This window comes from Kitasatospora sp. NPDC004799, from assembly GCF_040609095.1.
In the GTDB taxonomy this organism is placed as follows: Bacteria; Actinomycetota; Actinomycetes; order Streptomycetales; family Streptomycetaceae; genus Kitasatospora.
Window position 1 is genome coordinate 1 of sequence record NZ_JBEXJK010000837.1, and the last position, 1,094, is coordinate 1,094.

General features: G+C 72.9%; 1 protein-coding gene. It reads right to left on the bottom strand.

What is annotated here, in order from left to right; all coding sequences use genetic code 11:
• On the bottom strand, positions 1 to 949 hold a 949-nt coding region (locus ABZW03_RS41175), incomplete at its 3' end, for a DUF3631 domain-containing protein (RefSeq protein ID WP_355270044.1).
• Positions 950 to 1,094 lie beyond the last annotated feature (145 nt).

Consider the following 1,094-nt stretch of genomic DNA (forward strand, 5'->3'; position numbering starts at 1 on the left):
CCAACTCGGCGAGCCTGCTAAGGAGTTCGGCGCTGAGCATGCGCTCGGCGCCGTCGAAGATGTCCCGCAGGTCGGTGAGGAGGCGGATGCCGACGGAGCCCTTGTCGTTGGCCTTGGAGGCGGTGACGAGCTGGACGCAGGCGGTGCGGGCGCGCTCGGGCCAGTGGCCGCCGGCGGCGTCGGCGACGGCGAGCAGGGGCTCCCACACGTCGGCCGGCCGGTCGCTGATGCCCTCGGGCAGCTCCGGCCAGGCGCCTTCGAGGTTCTCGCGGACGGTGGCGGCCCACTCGGCCAGGCGCTCGCGCAGGGCGTGGCCCTGGGCCTTGTGGATGCGCTCGCGGTAGGGCTCGACCTGCTCGTTTGGGGCGCGGCGGCGCATCCGGATGATGACGGAGCGGCTCATGATGGTGTCGGGCAGGTCGCCGAGGCCGCCCATGGCGAGCGCGGCGTAGACGGGGAAGGGCTGCACGGTCTGGTTGTTGCCGTCGCCGACGCAGCGCAGGACGACGCCGGAGCGGCGGTGCCCGGAGTTGATGAGGCCGCGCAGGTCTTCGTTCCCGGCGGCCTTGGGGCCGAAGGTGGTGTCGATCTCGTCGAACAGCACGGTGGGGCGGGCGTCGGGGTCGCAGACGGACCGGAACAGGGCGGCCGGGGAGACGTCGGTGGTGAGCATCGGGCGCGGGGTGAGCGTCTCGATGATCTCCAGCGCGCGGGTCTTGCCGGATCCGGGCTCCGGGGAGAGGAAGGCGATGCGGGGGGTGGACTCGAAGGCGTCGAGCAGGTGGGTGTGCGCGTCCCACAGCACGACGGCGGTGTAGGCGGCCTCGCTGGGGAAGACGTTGAAGCGCCGGTGGAACGTCTCGACCTCGTCGAGCAGCGCGGCGCCGTCCTCGGGCCCCGGCCGGTCCGGGGTCTTGGTGCTCTTAATGGGGGGGCTGGGGTGCGTCATGCGGCGTCTCCGGCCGGGTTGTGGGCGATGGACCAGGTGAGGGCGTTGGCGATGGTCGCGTCGGCCTCACGCGCGGGCAGGCCGGCCTGCTCCGCCGCCCCCTTAAGAGCGTTCTCGACCTCGGCCCGGCTGAGCTTGCCGCTGG